The 25,545-nt window shown below is 73.7% G+C and carries 26 protein-coding genes and 1 pseudogene; 26 read left to right on the top strand and 1 reads right to left on the bottom strand.

The window, feature by feature from the left end; translation table 11 throughout:
* Positions 1 to 79: 79 nt before the first annotated feature.
* The 12 genes from ACXR2U_RS10155 (at position 80) to ACXR2U_RS10100 (ending at position 12,558) form a co-directional block, all read left to right on the top strand.
* Positions 80 to 862, top strand: coding sequence for a DUF5336 domain-containing protein (locus ACXR2U_RS10155; protein ID WP_458824893.1), 783 nt, complete (start codon positions 80 to 82; stop codon positions 860 to 862).
* 88 nt (positions 863 to 950) lie between these two features.
* Entirely contained in the window at positions 951 to 1,559 is a 609-nt protein-coding gene (gene pyrR / locus ACXR2U_RS10150; protein WP_458824891.1) for a bifunctional pyr operon transcriptional regulator/uracil phosphoribosyltransferase PyrR, read from the top strand.
* Positions 1,556 to 2,494, top strand: coding sequence for an aspartate carbamoyltransferase catalytic subunit (locus ACXR2U_RS10145; RefSeq protein ID WP_458824890.1), 939 nt, complete (start codon positions 1,556 to 1,558; stop codon positions 2,492 to 2,494). Before pyrR ends, ACXR2U_RS10145 begins: the two co-directional genes overlap by 4 nt.
* The gene (locus ACXR2U_RS10140) at positions 2,487 to 3,791 is read left to right on the top strand and encodes a dihydroorotase (RefSeq protein WP_458824889.1); all 1,305 of its coding nucleotides are present in this window, start codon (positions 2,487 to 2,489) and stop codon (positions 3,789 to 3,791) included. Before ACXR2U_RS10145 ends, ACXR2U_RS10140 begins: the two co-directional genes overlap by 8 nt.
* Positions 3,788 to 4,351, top strand: a complete 564-nt coding sequence (locus ACXR2U_RS10135) for a PH-like domain-containing protein (RefSeq protein WP_458824888.1) — start codon at positions 3,788 to 3,790, stop codon at positions 4,349 to 4,351. The genes ACXR2U_RS10140 and ACXR2U_RS10135 overlap by 4 nt, the downstream gene beginning before the upstream one ends.
* Entirely contained in the window at positions 4,348 to 5,469 is a 1,122-nt protein-coding gene (gene carA / locus ACXR2U_RS10130) for a glutamine-hydrolyzing carbamoyl-phosphate synthase small subunit (protein WP_458824887.1), read from the top strand. The genes ACXR2U_RS10135 and carA overlap by 4 nt, the downstream gene beginning before the upstream one ends.
* Positions 5,469 to 8,804: a carbamoyl-phosphate synthase large subunit gene (carB, locus tag ACXR2U_RS10125; protein ID WP_458824885.1), complete on the top strand. Its 3,336-nt coding sequence runs from the start codon at positions 5,469 to 5,471 to the stop codon at positions 8,802 to 8,804. The genes carA and carB overlap by 1 nt, the downstream gene beginning before the upstream one ends.
* Positions 8,801 to 9,682 carry a dihydroorotate dehydrogenase electron transfer subunit gene (locus ACXR2U_RS10120; RefSeq protein WP_458824884.1) on the top strand — a complete coding sequence of 294 codons (882 nt, stop codon included), beginning with the start codon at positions 8,801 to 8,803 and terminating at the stop codon, positions 9,680 to 9,682. Before carB ends, ACXR2U_RS10120 begins: the two co-directional genes overlap by 4 nt.
* Before the next feature lie 8 nt (positions 9,683 to 9,690).
* A complete protein-coding gene (locus tag ACXR2U_RS10115) occupies positions 9,691 to 10,656 on the top strand; it encodes a dihydroorotate dehydrogenase (protein WP_458824932.1) in 966 nt (321 codons plus the stop codon).
* Entirely contained in the window at positions 10,653 to 11,474 is an 822-nt protein-coding gene (gene pyrF, locus ACXR2U_RS10110; RefSeq protein WP_458824883.1) for an orotidine-5'-phosphate decarboxylase, read from the top strand. Before ACXR2U_RS10115 ends, pyrF begins: the two co-directional genes overlap by 4 nt.
* 63 nt (positions 11,475 to 11,537) lie before the next feature.
* Entirely contained in the window at positions 11,538 to 11,735 is a 198-nt protein-coding gene (locus ACXR2U_RS10105; protein WP_458824881.1) for a hypothetical protein, read from the top strand.
* A gap of 67 nt (positions 11,736 to 11,802) precedes the next feature.
* Complete coding sequence (locus ACXR2U_RS10100) at positions 11,803 to 12,558, top strand: SDR family oxidoreductase (protein WP_458824880.1); 756 nt, start codon at positions 11,803 to 11,805, stop codon at positions 12,556 to 12,558.
* A 163-nt stretch (positions 12,559 to 12,721) separates the two neighbouring features.
* On the opposite strand, the gene ACXR2U_RS10095 is transcribed toward ACXR2U_RS10100, so the two are convergent.
* On the bottom strand, positions 12,722 to 13,690 hold the full coding sequence (locus ACXR2U_RS10095; RefSeq protein WP_458824931.1) for an aldo/keto reductase: 969 nt from the start codon (positions 13,688 to 13,690) through the stop codon (positions 12,722 to 12,724).
* A 51-nt stretch (positions 13,691 to 13,741) separates the two neighbouring features.
* Here ACXR2U_RS10095 and mihF point away from each other — a divergent pair, with 51 nt between their 5' ends.
* The 14 genes and pseudogenes from mihF to rpe all read left to right on the top strand — a co-directional run bounded on the left by mihF (position 13,742) and on the right by rpe (position 25,525).
* Complete coding sequence (gene mihF / locus ACXR2U_RS10090) at positions 13,742 to 14,068, top strand: integration host factor, actinobacterial type (protein ID WP_458824878.1); 327 nt, start codon at positions 13,742 to 13,744, stop codon at positions 14,066 to 14,068.
* A gap of 35 nt (positions 14,069 to 14,103) precedes the next feature.
* Positions 14,104 to 14,676, top strand: coding sequence for a guanylate kinase (gene gmk / locus ACXR2U_RS10085; protein WP_458824876.1), 573 nt, complete (start codon positions 14,104 to 14,106; stop codon positions 14,674 to 14,676).
* Between the two features lie 21 nt (positions 14,677 to 14,697).
* Positions 14,698 to 14,949, top strand: a pseudogene (rpoZ, locus tag ACXR2U_RS10080) (DNA-directed RNA polymerase subunit omega); the annotation flags it as partial.
* 114 nt (positions 14,950 to 15,063) lie between these two features.
* Complete coding sequence (coaBC, locus tag ACXR2U_RS10075; RefSeq protein WP_458824874.1) at positions 15,064 to 16,305, top strand: bifunctional phosphopantothenoylcysteine decarboxylase/phosphopantothenate--cysteine ligase CoaBC; 1,242 nt, start codon at positions 15,064 to 15,066, stop codon at positions 16,303 to 16,305.
* A 79-nt stretch (positions 16,306 to 16,384) separates the two neighbouring features.
* Positions 16,385 to 17,578, top strand: coding sequence for a methionine adenosyltransferase (gene metK, locus ACXR2U_RS10070; RefSeq protein WP_458824872.1), 1,194 nt, complete (start codon positions 16,385 to 16,387; stop codon positions 17,576 to 17,578).
* Positions 17,579 to 17,696: 118 nt separating this feature from the next.
* Entirely contained in the window at positions 17,697 to 19,628 is a 1,932-nt protein-coding gene (locus tag ACXR2U_RS10065) for a primosomal protein N' (protein WP_458824870.1), read from the top strand.
* A 38-nt stretch (positions 19,629 to 19,666) separates the two neighbouring features.
* Positions 19,667 to 20,104, top strand: coding sequence for a MarR family winged helix-turn-helix transcriptional regulator (locus ACXR2U_RS10060; RefSeq protein ID WP_458824868.1), 438 nt, complete (start codon positions 19,667 to 19,669; stop codon positions 20,102 to 20,104).
* A gap of 91 nt (positions 20,105 to 20,195) precedes the next feature.
* The gene (locus tag ACXR2U_RS10055; RefSeq protein ID WP_458824866.1) at positions 20,196 to 20,636 is read left to right on the top strand and encodes an OsmC family peroxiredoxin; all 441 of its coding nucleotides are present in this window, start codon (positions 20,196 to 20,198) and stop codon (positions 20,634 to 20,636) included.
* Positions 20,637 to 20,659: 23 nt separating this feature from the next.
* Positions 20,660 to 21,241, top strand: a complete 582-nt coding sequence (gene def, locus ACXR2U_RS10050) for a peptide deformylase (protein WP_458824864.1) — start codon at positions 20,660 to 20,662, stop codon at positions 21,239 to 21,241.
* Positions 21,238 to 22,167, top strand: coding sequence for a methionyl-tRNA formyltransferase (gene fmt, locus ACXR2U_RS10045; RefSeq protein WP_458824862.1), 930 nt, complete (start codon positions 21,238 to 21,240; stop codon positions 22,165 to 22,167). Before def ends, fmt begins: the two co-directional genes overlap by 4 nt.
* Complete coding sequence (locus tag ACXR2U_RS10040; protein WP_458824860.1) at positions 22,160 to 23,506, top strand: RsmB/NOP family class I SAM-dependent RNA methyltransferase; 1,347 nt, start codon at positions 22,160 to 22,162, stop codon at positions 23,504 to 23,506. Before fmt ends, ACXR2U_RS10040 begins: the two co-directional genes overlap by 8 nt.
* A gap of 25 nt (positions 23,507 to 23,531) precedes the next feature.
* Positions 23,532 to 24,263: a hypothetical protein gene (locus ACXR2U_RS10035; protein ID WP_458824859.1), complete on the top strand. Its 732-nt coding sequence runs from the start codon at positions 23,532 to 23,534 to the stop codon at positions 24,261 to 24,263.
* Positions 24,264 to 24,277: 14 nt separating this feature from the next.
* A complete protein-coding gene (locus ACXR2U_RS10030) occupies positions 24,278 to 24,820 on the top strand; it encodes a hypothetical protein (protein ID WP_458824857.1) in 543 nt (180 codons plus the stop codon).
* Positions 24,821 to 24,853: 33 nt separating this feature from the next.
* On the top strand, positions 24,854 to 25,525 hold the full coding sequence (rpe, locus tag ACXR2U_RS10025; RefSeq protein ID WP_458824930.1) for a ribulose-phosphate 3-epimerase: 672 nt from the start codon (positions 24,854 to 24,856) through the stop codon (positions 25,523 to 25,525).
* The last annotated feature ends 20 nt before the right edge of the window (positions 25,526 to 25,545 follow it).

Below are 25,545 nucleotides of genomic sequence, written 5' to 3'. Positions count from 1 at the left end.
GCGAGCCCTGGGTACAGCGGGGACGACGACCCCCTAGGGTCGATCGACGACACGTCCCGTACGCGACCCGAGGAGTTCCATGACGACCCCAGAGGGCACCACCACTGCCCGCAACCCGCTGCTCTCGATCGCACCGCTCGTCGTGGCGGGTCTCGGCGTGGTCGCCTTCATCGCCGGGTTCCTGAAGTTCAGCGGGACCGACGGCGAGCTCTCCTTCTCGGCCAACGGCTACGAGACCGGCATCTCGGTCGTGCCGTTTGCCCTCGTCGTGGCCGGGCTGGGCGCGGCGGCAGGGCTCTCGAAGGCCGTGACCGCGTGGCCGGTGCTCGCCGTCGCGGGCGCGGTGTTCCTCTACCACCTCGGTCTGATCTTCAGCGGCCCCGGCGGCGCCCGGTACGGCTACTGGATCGTGTTCGTCGTGGCGCTGCTGCAGACCGCCGCCGCGGTCGTCTACCTGCTGGCCGAGAAGGGGATCATCAAGAACACCCCGAAGCAGCCCACACAGAACTTCGGCGGCGGGTACGGCGGCCAGCCGGGCTACGGCCAGCCGTCGCAGGGCTACAACGCCCCGGGTCAGGGTGGCTACGGCCAGCCCTCGCAGGGGTACGCGACCCCGCCGGCCACGCCGTCGTACGGCCAGCCCGCGAGCGGCTCGGGCTACGGGCAGCCCGCGGGCTCGGGCTACGGCCAGCCCGCGACGCCGCCGGCGACCCCGCCGCAGCAGCCGGGTGCCCAGCCCGGTGGCGGCTACGGCTCCTCGGGCGGCGGCTACGGCCAGTCCGCGCCGCAGCAGTCGCCTCCGCCGCCGCAGAACCCCGGCGGCGCGCCGTCCTCCCAGCCCTGGCAGTCGCCGAACTCCTGACCGGTAGGCTCACCGGCAGTCCCGACGCTCGTCAACGGGCCGTCCCGAGAGGCGGACACGACGTCGGGGGAGGAGGTTCTGCCTGCCCATGGGAAGTGTCCCGGCAGCAGCGGACAGTGCGACGGTGGTGGCGGCTCCCGCCGCGGCGACCGTCCTGTCCGCCGGCGATATCGGCCGCACCGTCGACCGCATCGCCCACCAGATCCTGGAGAAGACCGGCGGCGCCGAGGGCGTGGTGCTGCTCGGCCTCCCGACCCGCGGGGTCCCGCTCGCCCGTCGCCTCGCCGCCCGCATCAGCGCGTTCGGTGAGCGCGAGATCGCGGCGGGCGCGCTCGACATCACCCTCTACCGCGACGACCTGCGCAGCGGCGGCGGCATCCGCGCCCTGCACGAGACGGTCGTGCCCGACGGTGGGGTCGACGGTGCCACCGTCGTCCTCGTCGACGACGTCCTGTACTCCGGTCGGACCGTCCGGGCCGCCCTCGACGCCCTGCGCGACCTCGGCCGGCCCGCGGTGGTCCAGCTCGCGGTGCTGGTCGACCGCGGCCACCGCGAGTTGCCGATCCGGGCCGACTACGTCGGCAAGAACATCCCCACGGCGCCCGACCAGAGCGTGCGGGTCCGCCTCGCCGAGACCGACGGTGACGACGCCGTCCTGCTGACCGCGAACGCGCGGGCGGACGGAGGCCCCCGGTGAAGCACCTGCTCTCGGCCGCCGACCTCGGCCACGACGAGGCCGTCGCGGTCCTCGACACCGCCGAACGTCTCGACGCCGCCCTGGTCGGCCGCGAGGTCAAGAAGCTGCCGCCGCTGCGCGGACGCACCGTGGTCAACCTGTTCTACGAGGACTCCACCCGCACCCGGACCTCGTTCGAGCTGGCCGCGAAGCGCTTGTCCGCCGACGTCATCAACTTCGCCGCCAAGGGCAGCAGCGTCAGCAAGGGCGAGTCGCTCAAGGACACCGCGCTGACCCTCGAGGCCATGGGCGCCGACGCCGTGGTGATCCGCCACTCCGCCAGCGGGGCCGCGCACCGGCTCGCGGGCTGGGTGCAGGGCAAGGTCGTCAACGCGGGCGACGGCACCCACGAGCACCCCACCCAGGCCCTGCTCGACGCCTTCACCATCCGGCGGCGCCTGCGCGGCGGGGAGGGCGACCTCGCCGGTCTGACCGTGACGATCGTGGGCGACGTCCTGCACTCCCGGGTGGCCCGTTCGAACGTGTGGCTGCTGACCGCCCTCGGGGCGTCGGTCAAACTGGTCGCCCCGCCGACCCTGCTGCCCATCGGCGTCGAGGCCTGGCCGGTCGAGTTCGGCTACACGCTCGACGACGCCCTCGAGGGCAGCGACGTCGTGATGATGCTGCGGGTGCAGCACGAACGCATGGGCCAGAGCTTCTTCCCGACCTCGCGCGAGTACGCCCAGCGGTACGGGCTGGACTCCCGCCGGCTCGGGCTGATGCCGGACGACGCCGTGGTGATGCACCCCGGCCCGATGAACCGGGGGATGGAGATCAGCGCCGAGGTGGCCGACGACCCGAAGCGCTCGACGATCGTCGAGCAGGTGGCGAACGGGGTGTCGGTGCGCATGGCCGTGCTCTACCTGATGCTGGCCGGGGGTGACGACGATGCCTGAGCTCCTGCTCACCGACGTCCGGCCCTACGGGGAACAGGCCGTCGACGTCCTCGTGCGTGACGGTGTCATCGCCGAGATCGGCACCGGCCTCCGCACCGAGGGCGAGACCGTTGCAGGCAACAACGGTGTGCTGCTGCCCGGTCTGGTCGACCTCCACGTGCACCTGCGCGAGCCCGGCCACCCCGACGCCGAGACCGTCGCCACGGGTTCCGCCGCGGCGGCGCTCGGCGGGTTCACCGCGGTGTTCGCGATGCCCAACACCGAACCCGCTGCCGACACCGCGGGGGTCGTCGAGCAGGTCCGGCGGCTCGGGCGCGAGGCCGGGCTGGTCGACGTCTACCCGATCGGGGCCGTCACGGTCGGCCGCGCCGGCGAGCAGCTGGCCGAGTTGGGCGCGATGGCGACCTCGGCCGCGGCGGTGCGGGTGTTCTCCGACGACGGCTTCTGCGTCTCCGACCCGGTGCTGATGCGCCGCGCGCTGGAGTACGTCAAGGCGTTCGACGGCGTCATCGCCCAGCACGCCGAGGAACCCCGGCTGACGGTCGGCTCACAGATGCACGAGGGGCTGGTGTCGGCGCGGCTCGGGCTCGCGGGCTGGCCCGCGGTCGCCGAGGAGGCGATCATCGCCCGCGACGTCCTGCTCGCCGGTCACGTCGGCTCCCGCGTGCACATCTGCCACCTCTCGACCGCCGGCAGCGTCGCCATCGTGCGCGCCGCGAAGGCCGCCGGGCTGCCGGTCACGGCCGAGGTCACCCCGCACCACCTGGTCCTCACCGACGACCTGGCCGAGGGGTACGACCCCGTGTTCAAGGTCAACCCACCGTTGCGTACTGCAACGGACGTCGAGGCCGTCCGGGCGGGCCTGGCCGACGGCACCATCGACGTCGTCGCCACCGACCACGCTCCGCACGCCACCGAGCACAAGGAGTGCGAGTGGTCGGCGGCGAAACCCGGGATGCTCGGCCTGCAGACCGCGCTGCCCGTCGTCATCGACACGATGGTGCGCACGGGCCGTTTGGACTGGCGCACGCTCGCCGAGCGGATGTCAGTGGCGCCGGCCCGCATCGGCGCGGCCGACCGTGACGGCCACGGCGGCACGCTCGAGGTCGGCGCACCGGCCCACCTGACCGTCGTCGACCCCGACGCCACCTGGACCGTCAGCGGAGCGGCCCTCGCCTCGATCGCCCGCAACACCCCGTTCGACGGCCGGACCCTGCCCGGCCGGGTCACGACCACGCTGCTGCGGGGCGTGCCGACCGTCCTCGACGGCCGGGTCGTCGCCCGGGTGCCCGCGTGATCCGACTACTCCTCACGGTGGTCGTCGCGGCCGTCGTGGTGCTCGTGCTCGCCGCCATGCTCTGGGGCTGGCAGCGGCGCGCCGCGCGGCAGGACGTCCTGCTCCCCGACCTCGACACCAGCCCACCCGCCGAACCCGACCTCGGCGAGCTGGTCGCCGGACCCCACACCGGTCTGTACGTCGGCACGACGTTCGCCACCAGCTGGCAGGACCGGGTGGTCGTCGGTGGGCTCGGCCGGCGGGCGTCGGCCACCGCCTCGCTGTACCGCGGCGGCGCGGTGTTCGAGCGCCGGGGCGACACCCCGGTGTTCCTGCCGTGGGCCGTGATCGACGGCGCGCGGGTCGAACCCGCCCTCGCCGGCAAGGTGCTCGGCAAGGGAGGGCTGCTGGTCCTGCGGTGGCACCACGCCACCGGATCCGACCTGCACCTGCTCGACACCGGGTTCCGCGCCGACGACCGCCGCGCCTACCTGGAGTGGGTCACGGCGCTCGACGCCCCCGCCCTGCTCCCACCCGCGTCCCCACCCACCTCACACGAACCCAGGGAGTCCGCCTCGTGACCACCCGCGACGCCGTCCTCGTACTGGAGGACGGCCGTGCCTTCCGCGGCGAAGCGTTCGGCGCCGTCGGCGAGTCCTTCGGCGAGGCCGTCTTCTCCACCGGCATGACCGGCTACCAGGAGACGCTCACCGACCCGAGCTACCACCGGCAGGTCGTCGTGGCCACCGCCCCGCAGATCGGCAACACCGGGGTGAACGACGACGACACCGAGAGCCGCCGGATCTGGGTGGCGGGGTACGTCGTCCGCGATCCCTCACCGCGTCCGTCGAACTGGCGCTCGCAGCGGTCGTTGCACGACGAACTGGTCGTGCAGGACGTCGTCGGCATCAGCGGCGTCGACACCCGGGCCGTCACCCGCCACCTGCGCGAGCGGGGCGCCATGCGGTGCGTCGTGAGCAGCGTCGACACCGACGTCGACTCGCTGCTGGCCAAGGTGCTCGCCAGCCCGACCATGACCGGGAGCGACCTCTCCGCGCAGGTCACGACCTCCGAGCCGTACACGGTCCCGGCGGCCGGCACCCAGAACTTCGCCGTCACCGCGCTGGACTTCGGCATCAAGGCCATGACCCCGCACCGGCTGGCCGAACGCGGGATCGCCACCACGGTCGTGCCCTCGACCAGTTCGCTCGAGGACGTCCTCGCGGCCGGTGGCGACGCCGTGTTCCTCGCCAACGGCCCGGGCGACCCCGCGACCGCCGACGCCGCGGTCGAGGTCGTGCGCGGTCTGCTGGCGCGCCGGGTGCCGGTGTTCGGCATCTGCTTCGGCAACCAGATCCTCGGCCGCGCCTACGGTTTCGGCACCTACAAGCTGCGCTACGGCCACCGCGGCCTCAACCAGCCGGTGGCCGACCGCCGCACCGGCAAGGTCGAGATCACCGCCCACAACCACGGGTTCGCGGTCGACGCCCCGACCGACCGCACCACCGACACCCCGTTCGGTGCGGTGTCCGTCAGCCACGTCTCCCTCAACGACGACGTGGTCGAGGGCCTGCAGGCCCACGACGTCCCCGCGTTCTCCGTGCAGTACCACCCCGAGTCCGCCGCCGGCCCGCACGATGCCGGCTACCTGTTCGACCGTTTCGTCGAACTGCTCGAGAAGAAGGGTCCCGACGCCTGATGCCCAAGCGCACCGACATCGAGCACGTCCTGGTCATCGGGTCCGGCCCGATCGTGATCGGCCAGGCCTGCGAGTTCGACTACTCCGGCACCCAGGCCTGCCGGGTGCTACGGGCCGAGGGTCTGCGGGTCAGCCTGGTGAACTCCAACCCGGCGACGATCATGACCGACCCCGAGTTCGCCGACGCGACCTACGTCGAGCCGCTGACGCTCGAGGCCGTCACGAAGGTCATCGAGGCCGAACGCCCCGATGCGATCCTCGCGACCCTCGGCGGCCAGACCGCCCTGAACCTCGCGATCTCCCTGCACGAGGCGGGGGTCCTGAAGAAGTACGACGTCGAGCTCATCGGCGCCGACGTCGACGCCATCCACCGCGGCGAGGACCGCCAGATCTTCAAGGACATCGTGCGCAAGGTCGGCGGCGACGTCCCCGACAGCGCGGTGTTCGGCGACGTCGACGCCGCCATGGAGTTCGCGGCCGGTGTCGACCACCGCATCGTGGTCCGGCCGAGTTTCACCATGGGCGGGCTGGGTTCCGGCCTCGCCGACACCGAGGAGGGCGCCCGGGCCGCGATCGCCCGTGGTCTCGCGGCGAGCCCGGTGCACGAGGTGCTGGTCGAGGAGAGCGTGCTCGGGTGGAAGGAGTACGAGCTCGAGCTCATGCGCGACAAGCACGACAACGTCGTGGTCGTGTGCTCGATCGAGAACGTCGACCCGATGGGCGTGCACACCGGTGACTCCATCACCGTCGCGCCCGCGATGACCCTCACCGACCGCGAGTACCAGGACATGCGCGACATGGGCATCGCCGTGCTCCGCGAGGTCGGCGTGGACACCGGCGGCTGCAACATCCAGTTCGCGGTCGATCCCAGCAACGGCCGGATGATCGTCATCGAGATGAACCCGCGCGTGTCGCGGTCCTCGGCACTGGCCAGCAAGGCCACCGGCTTCCCGATCGCCAAGATCGCGGCGCGCCTCGCCATCGGCTACACCCTCGACGAGATCGACAACGACATCACCGGCGGGACGAAGGCCGCCTTCGAGCCGAGCATCGACTACGTCGTCACGAAGATCCCGCGGTTCGCGTTCGAGAAGTTCCCCGGGGCCGACCCCGTGCTCACCACGCACATGAAGAGCGTCGGGGAGGCCATGGCCATCGGCCGGAACTTCGCCGAGTCGTTCGGCAAGGCGCTGCGGAGCATGGAGACCACCGCTGCCGGGTTCTGGACCACCCCCGACCCCGATCCCGACGCCTCGCTCGACGACCTCGTGCGGCGCGCCGCGATCCCGACCGACGGCCGCATGTACGCCGTCGAGCGGGCGTTGCGGGCCGGGGCGAGCGTCGAGCGGGTCCACGAGGCCACCGGTATCGACCCCTGGTTCCTCGATCAGATCGAGTTGATCGGGGCGATCGGAGCGGCCGTGCGTGACGCCGCCTCCCTCACCCCGGACCTGCTGCGCCGCGCCAAGCGGCACGGTCTGTCCGACCGGCAGATCGCCGCGCTGCGGCCCGAACTCGCCGGCGAGGCGGGTGTCAGGACCCTGCGCTGGCGCAACGGGATCCGCCCGGTCTACAAGACCGTCGACACCTGCGCGGCCGAGTTCGCCGCCCGGACCCCCTACCACTACTCGTCGTACGACGAGGAGACCGAGGTCGAGCCGCAGACCGAGAAGGCCAAGGTGCTGATCCTCGGCAGCGGACCCAACCGGATCGGCCAGGGCATCGAGTTCGACTACTCGTGCGTGCACGCCACGATGGCCCTGCGCGCCGCGGGGTTCGAGACGATCATGGTCAACTGCAACCCCGAGACCGTCTCGACCGACTACGACACCGCCGACCGGCTGTACTTCGAGCCGCTCACCCTCGAGGACGTCCTCGAGGTCGTCGAGGCCGAACGGGTCTCCGGCGCCGGCGGACCGGGCGTGGCGGGCGTCATCTGCACGCTCGGCGGCCAGACCCCGCTGGGTCTCGCCCAGGCGCTGAAGGACCTCGGCGTGCCGGTGCTCGGCACCCAGCCCGAGGCGATCGACCTCGCCGAGGACCGCGGCGAGTTCGGCCGTGTGCTCGCCGAGGCCGGACTCCCCAGCCCGAAGCACGGCACCGCGACCAGCTTCGCCGGGGCGAAGGCCGTGGCCGACGGCATCGGGTACCCGGTGCTGCTGCGTCCGAGCTACGTCCTGGGCGGGCGCGGCATGGAGATCGTGTACGACGAGGCCAACCTCGAGCGCTACATCGCGAGCTCCACCGACATCGCGCCGGAGCGTCCCGTGCTCGTCGACCGGTTCCTCGACGACGCCGTCGAGATCGACGTCGACGCCCTGTACGACGGCACCGAGCTGTACCTCGGCGGCGTCATGGAGCACATCGAGGAGGCGGGCATCCACTCCGGCGACTCCGCGTGCGCGCTGCCGCCCATCACGTTGGGCGAGAGCGACATCGAGGCCGTGCGCCGGTCGACCCTCGCGATCGCCGAGGGTGTCGGCGTGCGCGGCCTGCTCAACGTGCAGTACGCGCTCGCCGGTGACGTGCTCCACGTCCTGGAAGCCAACCCGCGGGCCAGCCGCACGGTGCCGTTCGTGTCCAAGGCCACCGCCGTGCAGCTGGCCAAGGCCGCGGCGCGGATCGCGGTCGGCACGACCATCGCCGAGCTGCGCGCGGAGGGGATGCTGCCTTCCGGTGACCAGGACGGCGGCAACCTGCCGCTCGACGCCCCCATCGCGGTGAAGGAGGCGGTGCTGCCGTTCCACCGGTTCCGCGCCGCCGACGGCACGCAGGTCGACAGCCTGCTCGGGCCGGAGATGAAGTCCACCGGCGAGGTCATGGGCATCGCCACCGTGTTCGGCACGGCGTTCGCCAAGAGCCAGGAGGCGGTCTACGGGCCGCTGCCCGAGAGCGGCGCGGTGTTCGTGTCGGTGGCCAACCGCGACAAGCGGGCCGCCCTGTTCCCGATCAAACGCCTCGCCGACCTCGGGTTCCGGGTGCTGGCGACCTCCGGCACCGCCCAGATGCTGCACCGCAACGGCGTGCCGGTCGAGGTGGTCGCGAAGTACAGCGAGCGCGACACCGCCGGCACGACGATCGTCGACCGCATCGCCGCGGGCGATGTCCAGCTGGTGCTGAACACCCCCAGTGGCACCGCCGGCAACTCCGGCCCGCGCATCGACGGTTACGAGATCCGCACCGCGGCCGTCGGGGCCAACGTGCCGTGTCTGACGACTGTGCAGGCGTTCTCGGCGGCGGTGCAGGCGATCGACCAGCTCCGCGAGGGGCCGCCCGGAGTCCGCTCGCTGCAAGCGTTGCACCGTGCACTGATCGAGCAGCGGGCCGGCGCGTGACCCGACCCGTCCACGAGATCGGGGAGATCTTCGCCGTCACCCCGGTGGGGGAGTACACCCAGTTCACCGTGGTCGCGCCGGGCATCGCGGCCGGGTTCGAGCCCGGCCACTTCGTCGCGGTGTCGGTCGGGGCGTCGCCGGGCGACCCGACGTCGTCGATGCTGCTGCGACGCTCGTTCGCGCTCTACGGCGCGACCCCGACGTCTGACTACGCCGGCACGGTCACGTTCGTGGTGGCCGACGCCGGCCCCGGCACGCACTGGCTGACCCAGCGGCAGGTCGGCGACCGGCTCGACCTCATCGGCCCGCTCGGACGCCCCTTCCCCCTGCCCGCCGAACCGGTCCCGGCGGTGCTCGTCGGTGGCGGCTACGGCACCGCACCGCTGGTGCCGCTCGCGGCGATGCTGCGCGAACGCGGCAGCGAGGTCGAGGTGATCGTCGGGGCCTCGAGCGCGCCGAAACTGTTCGGCGAACTGGCCGTCAAACGCGTCGTCGGGGCGGTCACCGTCACCACCGACGACGGCAGCGCCGGCGAACGGGGTCGCGTCACCGACGTCCTGCCCGAGGCCATCGCGCGGATCGGCGCCCAGGTCGTGTACGCCTGCGGCCCGATGCCGATGTTGAAGGCCGTCGGCGCGGTCGCGGCGCAGCACGCGATCACCGCCCAGGTCGCGGTCGAGGAGGCCATGGCCTGCGGCATCGGGGTCTGCATGACCTGCGTGCTCCCCGTCCGCGGCGACGACGGTGGGTCCCGCTTCGTGCGCGCCTGCACCGACGGCCCGGTGTTCGACGCCGCGCGGGTGCGGTTCGACGACGTCGGCACCCTTCCCCCCGATCTGGTCGGTGCGGACGCGATGGTCAGGAGGCCCCGAGCGTGAGCGTGGACATGACGGCGCGGCTGGCGAGCGTCACGCTGCCCAACCCGGTGCTGACGGCGAGCGGCTGCGCCGCCGCCGGCCGCGAACTGGACGCGTTCTGCGACGTCACCGAACTCGGGGCCGTCGTCACCAAGTCGGTGATGCCGTACGCCCGCTCCGGCCGCGCCACCCCGCGCATGGCCGAGACACCGAGCGGGATGCTCAACTCCGTGGGTCTGCAGGGCCCTGGCATCGCGTCGTTCATCGAGCACGACCTCGCCTGGCTCGCCGAGCGCGGCGCGCGGGTCGTGGTGTCGATCGCGGGGGGCTCCACCGACGAGTTCGTCGCGTGCGCCCGGGCGCTGCACGGCCACCCCGCGGTCTCGATGATCGAGGCCAACATCTCCTGCCCGAACGTCGAGAGCCGGGGCGAGGTGTTCGCCTGTGACCCGACCGCGAGTTCGCGGGTCATCGCCGCAGTGCGGCGCGCGGCCGACCCGGACCAGCCGGTGTTCGCGAAGCTCACGCCCGACGTCACCGACATCGCCACCATCGCCCGGGCCTGCTCCGACGCCGGCGCCGACGGCCTGTCGCTGATCAACACGACACTCGGCATGGTCATCGACACCGACCGGATGGCGCCGGCGCTGGCCGGGATCACCGGTGGGTTGTCGGGCCCCGCGATCCGCCCGATCGCGGTGCGCTGCGTCTGGCAGGTCCACCAGGCCGTCCCGTGGCTGCCGATCCTCGGCATGGGCGGTATCCGCACCGGCCTGGACGCGTTGCAGTTCGTGCTGGCGGGGGCGTCCGCGGTGTCGATCGGCACGGCGGTGTTCGCCGACCCGACGACGCCGTTGCGCGTGCTCGCCGAGCTGGAGCAGGCCCTGTCCGAGCGGGGTTTCGCCTCGTTGGCCGACGCCGTCGGCTTCGCGCACCTCAGCCCCGAGCAGCGCCTGCAGCGCGTGCGGCTCGCCGACACGTTGGAATCCGCATGACCTTCGGCGCCCGGCTCGACGCCGCGATGGACGCGCACGGCCCGCTGTGCGTGGGCATCGACCCGCACCCGCCGCTGCTGGAGCGGTGGGGGCTCGGTGTCGACCTCGACGGCCTGGCCCGGTTCACCGATGCCTGCGTCGAGGCGTTCGCGGGCCAGGTGGCCGTCGTCAAACCGCAGTCGGCGTTCTTCGAGGCCTTCGGTGCGGCGGGATCGGCCGTCCTGGAACGGGCGGTGCAGGCCCTGCGGTCGGCCGGGACACTCGTCCTGCTCGACGTCAAGCGCGGCGACATCGGCTCCACCATGGCGGCGTACGCCGCCGCCTACCTCGACCCCGCCTCGCCCTTCGCAGCCGACGCCATGACCGTCAGCCCGTTCCTCGGCGTCGGGTCGCTGGAGCCGGCGTTCGACACCGCGGCGCGGCACGGCGCGGGGGTCTTCGTGCTGGCCCGCACGTCCAACCCCGAGGGGGCGTCCGTGCAGAACGCGGTGACGCCGTCGGGACCGACGGTCGCGGAATCGATCGTGGCCGACATCGCGGCCCGCAACGCCGGCGCCGAACCGTACGGCTCGTTCGGACTGGTGGTGGGTGCAACGATCACGGATCGGTTGCAGCTCGGTGAACTGCGGGGGCCGGTGCTCATGCCGGGGGTCGGCGCTCAGGGCGGGACAGCCGCGGACGTCGCCCGACTGGTCGGTGAGCACCGTCGAGGTGTCCTGCCCAGCGTCTCGCGCGAGGTACTCTCGCACGGCCCCGATCCCGCAGCGCTGCGGGCGGCGGCCGGTTCCCTCGCCGACCAGTTCCGGTTCCTCCGGTGAACGTCCAGTGACCAATCGCATCTCGCGCAGGTCGTCCTCGAACAGGTGGGTAGAGCAACTCTCGTGATCGTCGTGGCCGTTGTTGTCGGGATCGCCCTCGCGCTGTGCGTGGCGGGCTGGGTCCCGCTCGTCCGCGACGCCCTGCGCACCGACCACGTCCTGCCCGGCCCGGCCGTCCGCGAAGCCGTGGCCGCCGTCGTCGCGGCCCGTCCGGATCCCGAACCGCTGGGCGAGGCCGTGCCGGAGTCCGTCACCGTCTGAGCGTCCGACGACCGTCGACGCCGGGTGGGGTTCCGCGCCCGAGGTCGGGCGGCGCGATACTGCCCCGATGAGCACCCGCCGTCAGCGCGTCCTGGTCACCGGCGCGAGCTCGGGGCTCGGCGAGGCGATGGCCCACCGGTGGGCCGCCCGGGGTCACGACGTTGCGTTGCTGGCGCGCCGCGCCGACCTGCTCGAGACCATCGCGGCGTCGCTCACCGGCGACGGCCGGTACGTCGTCGAACCGCTCGACGTCACCGACCCCGAGGCCGTCCCCGCGGCGTTCGACCGGGTGTGCGACGAACTCGGCGGCCTGGACCGGGTGGTCGTCAACGCAGGCATCGGGCGGGGTGCGCCGGTGGGGTCGGGGCGCCCGGACGCCAACCGCGACACCCTGCTGGTCAACACGGTCGCGGCGTTCGACCAGGCCGACGCCGCGATGGCGGTCTTCCGCGAGCAGGGCCACGGCCACCTGGTGCTGGTCGGCTCGGTCGCGGGCGTGACCGGCCTGCCGGGAGCCACGGCCGCCTACTCGGCGTCGAAGGCCGCTGTCCGTTCGCTCGGGCGCAGCCTGCGGGCCGAACTCGCCGCCGCGGACTCGCCGATCCGGGTGACCACGGTGCTGCCCGGCTACATCCGCACCCCGATGAACGAGGGCCACGTGCGCCCCTTCTCGGTCTCGCTCGCGCGCGGCGTCGACCTGCTGGTCGCGGCGATCGAACGGGAACCGGCCGAGGCGTTCGTCCCGCGGATGCCGTGGGCCGTCGTCGGACGCCTCCTGCCGCTGCTCCCCGACAAGCTCCTCGGCCGCCGCGTCCGCGGCTGACCGCCCAGACCCGGGAGCCGGGACCCCAGACCCCCACCCCAGACCCGGGAGCCGGGACCCCAGACCCGGTGAGTGGTCACCTCACCCCGTGAGTGGTCGGAAATTGGTGACCACTCAGCGGAAGAGGTGACCACTCGCCGGAGCCGTCATCCCTGCGGAGCCGTCAGCCCTGCGGGGCGGCCTTGGTGGCGCCGTCGAGGGCGGCGAGGTCGTCGGCGGTCGGGTTCCAGGCGCCGGCGGCGACGTTGGCGCGGACCTGCTCCGGCGTGGTCGCGCCGGCGATGACGCTCGCGACCGTCGGCTGCGCGGCGAGGCCGCCGATGGCGACGTCGAGCAGGCCGATCCCCCGTTCCCCGGCGAACGCCTCGAGCTTCTCGACGGCGTCGAAGGTCGCGTCGGTGAGCCGGCTCGACATGCCCCACGCCTCGATCCGCGACCCGGCGGGCGCCGCCTCGCCGCGGCGGTACTTGCCGGTGAGCAGCCCGCTCGCGAGCGGGAAGTAGGGCAGCAGCCCGAGGCCGTACTGCTCCAGCGCCGGGACGAGGTCGGTCTCGACCTCGCGCTCGAGCAGGTTGTAGTTGTTCTGCGCGCTCACGAACGGGGTCAGGCCGGCCGTGCGGGCCGTCCAGTCGGCGTGGGCGGTCTGGAAGCCGCTGAAGTTCGAGTGGCCGACGTAGCGGACCTTGCCCTCGTGGACGAGGTCGTCGAGGACCGACAACGTCTCCTCGATCGGGGTGGCCGGGTCGGGCCGGTGCATCTGGTAGAGGTCGATCCAGTCGGTGCGCAGGGCCCGCAACGACGCCTCGACGGCCTTGCGCACGTAGCGCCGCGACCCGCGGGCGCCCCAGTCCTCGCCGACGAGGAACTCCGGCGACCGGTCACGGTTGCCGGTCGGGCTGCCGAACTTGGTGGCGAGGACGACGTCGTCACGCCGACCCTGCAGGAGCTCGCCGATCCGTTCCTCGGACCTGCCGTACGAGTCGGCGGTGTCGATGAGGGTGATGCCGGCGTCGAGCGCGGCGTCGAGGACGGCGCGGGACTGCTCGAGGTCGAGCTTCATCCCGAAGTTGTTGGTGCCGAGGCCCACGCTCGACACGACGAGCCCGGAGTCGCCCAGCCGGCGGTAGCTGATGTCAGAGGTCACGTCCGCTCACGGTAGGCCCGTCGATCTAGGGTCGGGACCGTGCCCACTCCGCCCGCCCTGACCGCGGAGCAACGCCGGGCGGCGGGGGCCGCCGCGGTGCAGGCCCGGGCCGTGCGCGCCGATTTGCGCCGTGAGCTGGCCGCCGGTCGGACGACCCTCGCGGCGGCGTTCGACCGGGCGGCCGCCGACGATCCGGGCGCGGGGGCCGTCGGGGCGATGCAGGTCCGGGTGCTGTTGGAGTCCCTGCCGGGCGTGGGTGACCGGATCGCCGACCACGTCATGACCGACCTCGCGATCCCGGTCGGACGTCGCGTGCGGGGCCTGGGCCCCGGCCAACGCGCCGCGCTCGTCGCCCGCTTCCCCTGACCGCCGCCGCGGACCCGCCCGGTAGGTTGCCGGGCGTGCGACCCGACAACTCCCCTCGGGCCCGACTCACGGTGCTCTCCGGCCCGAGCGGTGTGGGCAAGGGGACGGTCGTCCGCGAGGTGCGTGCGCTCGGCGCCGACATCTGGATCTCCGTGTCCTGCACCACCCGCCGTCCGCGGCCGGGGGAGCGTGAGGGCCGCGAGTACTTCTTCCGCTCCGAGGACGAGTTCCAGGCCATGGTCGAGTCCGGCGCGATGCTGGAGTGGGCCCGGTTCGCCGGCAACCTCTACGGCACCCCGCGCGAGCCGGTGGAGCAGCGGCTGGCCGCGGGGATCCCGGTGCTGCTGGAGATCGACCTGCAGGGCGCCCGTCAGGTCCGCGCCGCCATGCCCGGTTCCCGACTCGTGTTCCTGGCCCCGCCGGACGTCGCCGAACTGGACCGCCGGCTGACCGGACGGGGCACTGAGGACGAGCAGACGCTGGCCGCGCGCCGCGCGCTCGCCGAGGTCGAACTGGCGGCGGCGGAGGAGTTCGACACGGTCGTCGTCAACGACGACGTCCGGCGCGCCGCCGTCGAGTTGGTAGGCTTGGTCGATTCTGCTGTCTAGAAGAACGAGGGTCTGACTCGCGTGTCTGGAACCGTCGCCGCCCCTGAGGGCATCACCAACCCGCCGATCGACGAACTGCTCGAGCGCACCCAGAGCAAGTACGGCCTGGTGATCGTCGCGGCCAAGCGCGCCCGCCAGATCAACGCCTACTACAGCCAGCTCGGCGAGGGCCTGCTGGAGTACGTCGGCCCGCTGGTCGAGACCGCCCCGCAGGAGAAGCCGCTGTCGATCGCGCTGCGCGAGGTCAACACCGACCTCATCGAGTTCGGCCCCGCGGCCGAGCTGCCCGAGCAGGGCGAGGTCCAGGTCGACGAGTTCGGTGCCGTGCTCGGCGCGACCCCGACCGACGACCCCGCCTCCGCCTGAACCGCCTGATCTGAACCGACGGTGACCGCGCCGCACGTCGTTCTCGGCGTCGGCGGCGGCATCGCCGCCTACAAGAGCCTCGAGCTGCTCCGACGGCTCCGGGAGGCCCCGCCGCACGGCCTCGGTGCCGACGTCCACGTCGTGCCGACCGCTGCGGCCCTGGAGTTCGTCGGGGCGCCGACCTTCGCCGCCCTGGCGGGCCACCCGGTCGCGGCCGACGTCTGGACCGACGCCCACGAGGTCCCGCACGTGCGCATCGGTCGCTCCGCCGACCTGCTCGTCGTCGCCCCCGCCACGGCCGACCTGTTGGCCAGGTTCGCCCACGGCCTCGCCGACGACCTGCTCACCAACACCGCGCTCACGGTGCGGTGTCCGGTGCTCGTCGCCCCCGCGATGCACACCGAGATGTGGCAGCACCCCGCGGTCGTCGACAACGTCGCCACCCTGCGGCAGCGCGGTGTGGTCGTCGTCGAACCCGCGAGCGGCCGCCTCACCGGGGCCGACACCGGCCCCGGGCGTCTGCCGGAACCCGCGCAGTTGGCCCAACTCGCCGAGCTGCTGCTGCACCGCCCGGACGCCCTGCCCCACGACCTCGCCGGCCGGCACGTCGTGGTCAGCGCCGGCGGCACCCGCGAACCGCTCGACCCGGTGCGCTTCCTCGGCAACGCGTCGTCCGGCCGGCAGGGCCTCGCCCTCGCCGCCGTCGCGGCCGCCCGGGGCGCCCGGGTGACCCTGGTCGCGGCCAACCTCGAGGTGGTCGCACCCGGTGGGGTCACCGTCGTCCCGGTCGACACCGCCGTAGCCCTGGGTGAGGCCGTCAGCAAGGCCGCGCTCGACGCCGACGTGGTCGTGATGGCCGCCGCGGTCGCCGACTTCCGTCCGGCCGCCACCGCCGACCACAAGATCAAGAAGACCGCCGGAGTCCCCGCGCCCGTCGCGCTCGAGGCCAACCCCGACGTCCTCGCGGGCCTGGTGGCCGACCGCACCGCGCGCGGGACGCGTGAGCCGCTGCTGGTCGGGTTCGCGGCCGAGACCGGTGACGCCGACGCCGACGTCATCACCCACGGCCGCGCGAAGCTCGCCCGCAAGGGCGCCGACCTCATGGTCGTCAACGCCGTCGGCAAGGGGGTCGCGTTCGGCACCGCCGACAACGCCGCCACCCTGCTCGGCGCCGACGGCACGGAGACCGGCGTCCCGCTCGGACCCAAGGCCGTGCTGGCCGCGGCCGTGTTCGATGCGGTCTCGGCCCGCCTGGACCAGTAGACTGCGGCGCGGTTCCGGGGGCCCGACGCCTCCGCGCGCAGAAGTTCCGTCACCACGTCTCTCGAGGAGAAGCCCTTCCGTGTCCCGTCGCCTGTTCACCTCCGAGTCGGTCACCGAGGGCCACCCCGACAAGATCGCCGACCGCATCAGTGACTCGATCCTCGACGCCCTGCTCGCGCAGGACCCGCGCAGCCGCGTGGCGGTCGAGACCCTCATCACGACCGGCCAGGTCCACGTCGCCGGCGAGGTGACCACCGACGCCTACGTCGACATCCCGACCATCGTGCGCGAGCAGATCCTCGACATCGGTTACGACAGCTCGCGCAAGGGTTTCGACGGCACCTCGTGCGGTGTCAACGTCGCGATCGGCGCGCAGAGCCCCGACATCGCGCAGGGCGTCGACACCTCGTTCGAGTCGCGCACCGGGAGCGAGAGCGACGAGATCGCGTCGCAGGGCGCGGGCGACCAGGGCCTGATGTTCGGCTACGCCTGCGACGAGACCGACACCCTCATGCCGCTGCCGATCGCGCTGGCCCACCGCCTGGCCGAGCGTCTCACCGCGGTCCGCAAGTCCGGCACCGTCCCGTACCTGCGCCCGGACGGCAAGACCCAGGTCACCATCGAGTACGTCGACGGCAAGCCCGCGCGTCTGGACACCGTGGTCGTCTCCACCCAGCACGCCGACGACATCGACCTCGACACGCTGCTCGCACCGGACATCGAGGAGCACGTCGTGCGCCCCGAGCTGGCGAAGCTCGACATCGACACCGAGGGCTACCGGCTGCTGGTCAACCCGACCGGCAAGTTCGTCATCGGCGGCCCCATGGGCGACGCCGGCCTCACCGGCCGCAAGATCATCGTCGACACCTACGGCGGCATGTCGCGCCACGGTGGCGGCGCGTTCTCCGGCAAGGACCCGTCGAAGGTCGACCGCTCCGCGGCCTACGCGATGCGCTGGGTGGCGAAGAACGTGGTCGCCGCCGGTCTCGCCAAGCGCTGCGAGGTCCAGGTCGCCTACGCGATCGGCAAGGCCGAGCCCGTGGGTCTGTTCGTCGAGACCTTCGGCACCGAGAGCGTCGACGTCGAGAAGATCTCCGCCGCGATCACGTCGGTCTTCGACCTGCGCCCGGCCGCGATCATCCGCGACCTCGACCTCAAGCGCCCGATCTACACCCCGACCTCGGCGTACGGCCACTTCGGCCGCGAACTGCCGGAGTTCACGTGGGAGAAGACCGACCGCGCCGACGCCCTCAAGGCCGCCGCGACCAGCTGAGGCACCGCACGGCAGACCCCGCACGACGACGGAGGGCCGCACCCGCTCGGGTGCGGCCCTCCCTCGCGTCCGCGGGCGCCCGGCGGAACCGTCGGTGCCCCCTGCGAGACTCGCAGGCGTGGGTGACGGACGGCAGGGCGCGGTGGCCCGGCTCGCCGTCGACACCCCGCTGCCGCACCTCGACCGGCCCTTCGACTACGCCGTCCCGCCCGATCTCGACGACACCTTGCAGGTCGGCTCGCGGGTCCGGATCCGCTTCTCCGGGCGGCTCACCGACGGCTGGGTGCTGGAGCGCGCCGACGACACCACACACCAGGGCAAGCTGGCGCCGATCCTGCGGGTCGTCGGCGACGAACCCGTCCTGACCCCGCAGACCGGCGCGTTGTTCCGCGCCGTCGCCGACCGGTACGCGGGCACCTTCGCCGACGTCGTCCGCCTCGGGGTCCCGGCGCGTCACGCCCGGGCCGAGACCGCGGCGTCCGGTCCCGCGGACCTCGCCGCGCCGTCGCCCCGACCGTCCGCGTGGGCGCCCTACCGGGCGGCGGACGCCTTCCTCGCGGCGGTGCGTGAGGGCCGTCCGGCGCGTGCGGTGTGGCAGGCGCTGCCCGGACACGACCCGTTCGAACCGCTCGCGGAGGCGGTCGAGGCCACGGCGCGCGCCGGCCGTGGCGTCGTCGTGGTCGTCCCCGACGCCCGCGACCTGCGCCGCCTCGAGGCGGCCGTGGCCGCCCGGGTCGGCCCGGCCGCGGCCGTCACCCTCGCGGCCGAACACGGCCCCCAGCGCCGCTACCGCCGCTGGCTCGCGGTGCGCCGCGGCGACGTCCGGATCGTGCTCGGTTCCCGAGCGGCCGCCTACGCGCCGGTCGCCGATCTCGGCCTCGTGGTGGTCTGGGACGACGGCGACGACCTTCACGCCGAACCCCGCGCGCCCTACCCGAACACCCGCGACGTCCTGGCCATCCGGTCGTCGTTGCAGGGTGCAGCGATGTTGGTCGGCGGCTTCGCCCGCACCGCCGAGACCCAGCAGTGGCTCGACGCCGGGTGGGCCCACGAGATCGTCGCCGACCGCGCGACGGTCCGCGCCGCCGCGCCGCGGGTGCTGACCGCCGGCGACGACGCCGAACTCGCCCGCGACGAAGCGGCCCGTTCGGCGCGGTTGCCGACCCTCGCCTGGCGGACCGCCCGCGACGCGATCGCGGGTGGGCGGCCGGTGCTGGTCCAGGTGCCGCGGCGCGGCTACGTGCCGGCGCTCGCGTGTCAGCGCGACCGCACGCCCGCCCGGTGCGTGCACTGCCACGGCCCGCTGCAGGTCGGACGCTCGGGCGGCACGCCGGTGTGCGGGTGGTGCGGACGCACCGCCACCACCTGGGCATGCCCGGTGTGCGGGGAGACGACGCTGCGGGCGGTGGTCATCGGTTCCAAGCGGACGGCCGAGGAGTTGGGCCGGGCCTTCCCCGGGGCGTCGGTGCGGACCTCCGGTGCGGGGGAGGTGCTCGACCGGGTCGGCAGCGGGCCGGCGTTGGTCATCTCCACGCCCGGTGCCGAACCGGTCGCGGAGGGCGGGTACGGAGCGGCCCTGCTGCTCGACGCCTGGGCGTTGCTCGGGCGGCCCGACCTCCGGGCGAGCGAGGAGACGCTGCGGCGGTGGTGCGCGGCCGCCTCCCTGGTCGCCTCCGACGGCACCGTGGTGGTCACGGCCGACCCGCAACTCGCGCCCGTGCAGGCCCTGGTCCGGTGGGACCCGGAGTGGCACGCCGCCCGCGAACTGGCCGACCGCGCCGAACTCGGGTTCCCCCCGGCGGTCCGCATGGCGTCGCTGCGGGGCACGGCCCCGGCGGTGGCGGACCTGCTCGCCGGGTCACCGCTGCCGGGCTCCGCCGAGGTCATCGGCCCGGTCGGGTCCGGCGACGACGAACGCCTGCTGGTCCGCGTTCCCCGCACCGAGGGCGCCGCGCTCGCGGCCGCGCTCAAGATCGGCGCCTCGGCCCGGTCGGCCCGCAAGGCCGATCCGGCGGTGCGGATCGATCTCGACCCGGCCGTCCTCGGCTGATCTCGCGCCATTCGGTTGCGCGCAACTAGACTGCGCACATGCCGTCCGCACCGGTGGTGACCCTCGACGACCTGCTGTGCTTCGACCTCTACGCGGCGTCGCGTGCCGTGACCGCGCGGTACCGGCCCCTGCTCGAACCGCTGGGGCTGACGTACCCGCAGTACCTCGTCATGGTCGTGCTGTGGGAGGGCCAGCCGGTCACCATGACCGAGCTCGGGGCGCGCCTGCACCTGGACTCCGGCACCCTGAGCCCGCTCGTCCGGCGGCTGCAGGACGACGGCCTGGTGGCGAAGCGGCGGCGGGCCGAGGACGAACGCAGCGTCGAGATCTCGGTGACGCCCGAGGGTCGCGCCCTCAAGCGTCGGGCGGCCAGGGTGCCGCAACAGATGGGGCGCGCGATGGGCCTCGACGACGAAGGCTTCGCCGCCCTGCGCACCGTCCTGCGGCAGCTCGAGGACAACCTCGCGGCGTCGTGAGCAGCCCCACTTGATTGTGCACAACTGAATTGGGTACGTTTCATGTCGTAGGGCGGCGCCAGTCCGCCCTCCCCGACGACGAGGAGATCCCATGCCCACGCGCACCGCTCGCACCGCCTGGAACGGCAGCCTGCAGGAGGGTTCCGGCCAGGTCGAGCTGTCCAGCTCGAAGGTCGGCACCTACGAGGTGTCGTTCCCCAAGCGCGCCGCTGACGACGCGGACGGCACCACCAGCCCCGAGGAGCTCATCGCCGCGGCCCACTCGGCCTGCTACGCGATGCAGTTCTCGGCCATGCTCGGCGAGGCCGGCGGCACCGTCGAGAGCCTCGACGTCAAGGCCGACGTCTCGCTCGGCCCGGACCCGGCGGGCGGCTTCAAGCTCACCGGCATCAAGCTGACCGTGGTCGGCGAGGTCCCCGGCGTCGACGCCGCGGCGTTCGAGCAGGCCGCTCAGGCCGCCAAGGCCGGCTGCCCGGTCAGCAAGGCCCTCACCGGCGTCGACATCACGCTCGACGCCCGCCTCGAGGCCTGAGCCGCCTCCGTACGATCGAACCCGTGAGTGTCGTCCCCATCCGGCTGTTCGGAGACCCCGTCCTGCGCACCGCCGCGGAACCCGTGACCGTCTTCGACAAGGAACTGCGCCGGCTGGTCGACGACCTCACGGCCACGATGCTCGACGCACCCGGCGTCGGTCTGGCTGCACCCCAGATCGGCGTCGGGTTGCGTGTCTTCACCTACCACCTCGACGAGGAACAGCAGGGCCACCTGATCAACCCGGTCCTGCACTTCCCGGGCGACGAGGAGCAGGACGGCCCCGAGGGCTGCCTGTCGATCCCCGGCCTCGCCTTCGACTGCGTCCGCAAGGAGCACGTCGTCGCCCACGGCCAGAACGTCCACGGCGACCCGATCACGATCGAGGGCACCGCCAAGCTCTCGCGCTGCATCCAGCACGAGACCGACCACCTCGACGGCGTGCTGTTCGTCGACCGCCTCGACACCGAGGCCCGCCGCGCCGCGATGAAGGCGATCCGCGAGGCCCAGGCCCCCGGGGGCGCGTGGTCGGGGGAGTCCGCGCCCGTCGTCAAGATCTCGCCGCACGACGGCCCGACCGTGAGCGCCTTCGGACCCGCCCGGTGAGGCTCGTCTTCGCGGGCACCCCCGCCGCAGCCCTGCCCAGCCTGCGCACGCTGCTCGAGGTCGACCGCCACGAGGTCGCGGCGGTCGTCACCCGCCCGGCCAAGCCGCAGGGTCGCGGCCGCGCCCTGACGCCGTCGCCCGTGGCCGAACTGGCCGCCGAGCACGGCGTGCCGGTCCTCACCCCGGCCAAGGCGGGCGACCCGGAGTTCCTCGACCAACTGCGCGACCTCGAGCCCGACTGCTGCCCCGTGGTGGCGTACGGCGCACTGTTGCCCTCTGCAACGCTCGAGATCCCCGTGCACGGCTGGGTCAACCTGCACTTCTCGATCCTGCCCGCCTGGCGGGGCGCCGCGCCGGTCCAGCACGCCGTCCTCCACGGCGACGACGTCACCGGCGCGTCGACGTTCCTCATCGAACGCGGCCTCGACACCGGGCCGGTGTTCGGCGTGCTCACCGAGACCGTCCGCCCCACCGACACCGCGGGCGACCTCCTGGACCGCCTGGCGACCGCCGGTGCCGGTCTGCTGCTGGCCACGCTCGACGGGATCGAGGGCGGCCAGCTCGAACCGGTGCCGCAGCCGGACGACGGCGTGTCGATCGCCGGCAAGATCACGGTCGACGACGCCCGGATCGTGTGGACCGATCCGGCCGTCGCCGTCGACCGCCGGGTCCGTGCCTGCACCCCCGAACCCGGGGCGTGGACGACCTTCCGCGACACCCGGCTGCGGCTCGGACCGGTCGGGCTGACCGGCGACCCGGAGAGCCTCACGCCGGGCGAGATCGCCGTCGTGGGCAAGGCCGTCCGCATCGGCACCGCCACGAGGGCCGTCGAACTGGGGTGGGTGCAGCCACCGGGCAAGAAGCCCATGCCCGCGGCCGACTGGGCCCGCGGCGCCCGCCCGACACCGGGGGAGCGGTGTGCCTGACCGCGCCCGCCGCGTGGCGCTCGACCTGCTCTGGGCCGTCCGCGCCGACGACGCCTACGCCAACCTGACCCTGCCGACCCTGCTGCGCGAGGCGAAGCTCGACACCCGCGACGCCGCGTTCGCCACCGAGCTCGGGTACGGCACCCTGCGCGCCGGGGGTGTGCTCGACGAGATCGTCGCCCGGTGCAGCAACCGGCCGCTCGACCGCCTCGACCCCGCGGTACTGGACCTGCTGCGCCTCGGCGCCTACCAGCTCCTGCGCACCCGGGTGCCCCCGCACGCAGCCGTCGCGAGCACCGTCGACCTGGCCCGCGCCGGCAAGTCCGCCCGGGCCTCGGGCTTCATCAACGCCGTGCTGCGTCAGGTCGGCACCAAGGACTGGGACGCCTGGACCGCGCAGTTGGCGAACGGGCGTGACCCGCTCGCCGCGCTCGCCGTGCGCGACGCCCACCCCGCCTGGATCGCCGAGGCGTTCGCCCGAGCGTTGCATGATGCAACACCGTTCGCGGAGACGGCCGCGGCGCTCACCGCCGACGACGTCCGGCCCGTCACCCACCTCGTCGCCCTGCCGGGCCTCGCCGACCGCGACGCCCTGGCCACCGCCGCCGGGGGCGAGGCCGCCCCGTGGTCGCCGTACGGCGTGCGCCTGGACCACGGCGGCGACCCGGGCGCGCTGCCCGACGTCCGCGCCGGCCGTGCGGCGGTCCAGGACGAGGGCAGCCAGCTGGTCGCCGTCGCGCTCACCCGCGCCCCGTTCGACGGTCCTGACCTGCGCTGGGCGGATCTCGCGGCCGGCCCCGGCGGCAAGACCGCGCTGCTGGGCGCGATCGCCCGCGAGCGTGGAGCGCACGTCGTCGCGACCGAACTGCACCCGCACCGCGCCGACCTCGTACGCCGCCGGGTCGCGGGCCTCGCCGACACCGTCACCGTCGAGGTCGGCGACGCGCGGCTGCTCGAGGACGGCGGGTTCGACCGCGTGCTGCTCGACGCCCCGTGCACCGGCCTCGGCGCCCTGCGCCGGCGGCCCGAGGCGCGGTGGCGCCGCACCCCGGCCGACGTCGCGCCGCTGGTGTCGCTGCAGGGTGAACTGCTCGACGCCGCCGTCCGGGTCACCCGGCCCGGCGGCGTGATCGCGTACGTCACCTGCTCGCCGCACCCCGACGAGACGACGGGTGTGGTCGGCAAGGCGCTCACCCGCCACCCCGGTCTGACCCAGCTCGACGCCCGCCCGGCCTTCCCCGGCGTCCCCGACCTCGGCGACGGTCCGCACGTGCAGCTGTGGCCCCACCGCCACGGCACCGACGCCATGTTCCTCGCCCTGCTCCGCGTCGCCGACTGACACCACCGCGCGCTACTTTCCCGTCGTGAGCGAGACGGTGGACCCGGCGGGGGCGGTCGAGCGACCGAGCAGTGTCCGGGCGTTCGGCATCGCCGCCGTCGTGCGGATCGTGGTCGTGGGCGTGGTCCAGGTCGCCTCGGTGATCGCCGCCCCCTCGATCGTGGACGGGTACCAGGACCGTCTCGACCAGCGCCTCGGCCTCGGCGGCGGCCGGGTCCAGACTGTCGATCCGGCGATCACCCGGTTCAGCGAGACGATCGGCGCCGTCGTCGGCGGGGTCTTCGCGCTCGGCTTCCTCGTCGGCTGGGCGTTGTTCGCGCGCTCGGCGTACCGCGGCACGCGGTGGGGTGTGGTCGGCACCGCGATCCTGTCCGGTCTGAACCTGCTGAGCGTCGTCACCCTCCCGCTGCTGCGGGTGCTGGGCCTGGACTACCCGGGGTGGTTGCTGGGGCTCGCTGCGCTGGCGGTCGCGGTCGACGCCGTGGTCGTCACGCTGCTCCTGCTCCCGGCGTCGCGCGCCTGGTACGCGGCCGTACGACCACCGCCGGCCACCCTGTCCCCGGCCCCGGGCCCGGGCGGACCGCCGCCGGACTGGACCCCGCAGCCGACCGGCTGGACCTCGCCGTCGCCCGTCGCGACCGCGGGCCCACCACCCCTCGACGCCGGCTTCCCGTCCCTGCCGCCTGCGCCGCACCTCGACCGACCGCCGCCCGGATGGTCGCCTCCGGACGACGGTCAGCCGGGGCGTCGGCACTGACCACGGACCCCGGTGTGGCCCCGCGGCCGCCGAAGCCCCCAGCGGTCCGTGCGCTGCTCCCGCTCGGGGTGGCCCGTGCCGTGCTGCTGGCGGTCGGGTCCACCGTCTCGATCGCGTCCGCGCCGCGCCTGGCTGACGAGGTGGCCCGGGTCGTGTCCGCCGTCGCCGGCGACGTCGCGGTCGACGGTGACGCCCTGGAGGCGGGCCTCGCCGTGGCACTCGGGGTCCTCGGGGTCGCGATGATCGCGGTGTACCTGGTGGTCGTGCGCGCGGCGCGTCGGGGTGGCCTCGCCGGGTCGGTACTGCTCGCGCTGGCCTCCGGATACTTCCTCGTCCCGATCCTGATCGGGCTGGCGCAGCGCGTCGTGGGGACCGTCGACAGGAACGTGCCCGTGCTGTTCGCCGTGCCGGACTGGCTGCGCTGGCTGTTCGCGGCCAGCGCGACCCTCGACGTCGCGGTGCTCGTCGTGCTCGTCGTGCCGACCACCCGGCGGTGGCGGGCCTCCGTGGCAGCTCACCGCCGGTGGCCGCCGCCGCCGACCTCACTAGGCTCGTGAACCGTGGCCGACACCTCGGGAACCCCGGAACCGATGATCGCGCCGAGCATCCTCGCGGCCGATTTCGCCGCCCTCGGCGCGGCGGCCGACGCCGTGGGCAACGCCGACTGGCTGCACGTGGACGTGATGGACAACCACTTCGTCCCGAACCTCACGCTCGGCCCGCCGGTGGTGAAGAGCCTGCGCGCCGCCACCGACCTCCCGCTCGACTGTCACCTCATGATCGACGACCCCGACCGGTGGGCCGTCGGCTACGCCGAACTCGGCGCCACCAACGTCACCTTCCACGCCGAGGCCGCGGCCGACCCGGCGGCGATCGCGCGTGACCTGCGGGCCGCGGGTTCGCTCGCCGGCCTCGCCATCGACGCCGACTCCGACATCGAGCCCTACCTCGACGTCCTCAAGCACTTCGACACCGCGCTGATCATGACGGTCAAGGCGGGCTTCGGCGGCCAGTCGTTCCGCGCCGACTGCCTGCGCAAGGTCACGGCCGTGCGCAAGGCGGTGAACGCCGGGCACCTGCGGCTGTTCCTCGAGGTCGACGGCGGCATCGACCCCGACACCATCGGCCGGGCCGCCGAGGCGGGCGCCGACGTCTTCGTCGCCGGGTCCGCCGTCTACAACGCGGACGACCCCGCGGCGGCGGTCGAGGCCCTGCGCGCCGTGGCCCGCCCGGCGATGGCCTCGGCGAGGAGCACCCGCTGACCACCGACCTCTCCACCGCG

The organism is Jatrophihabitans sp. YIM 134969, from assembly GCF_054456675.1.
This window is presented reverse-complemented; position numbering and strand designations above follow the sequence as displayed.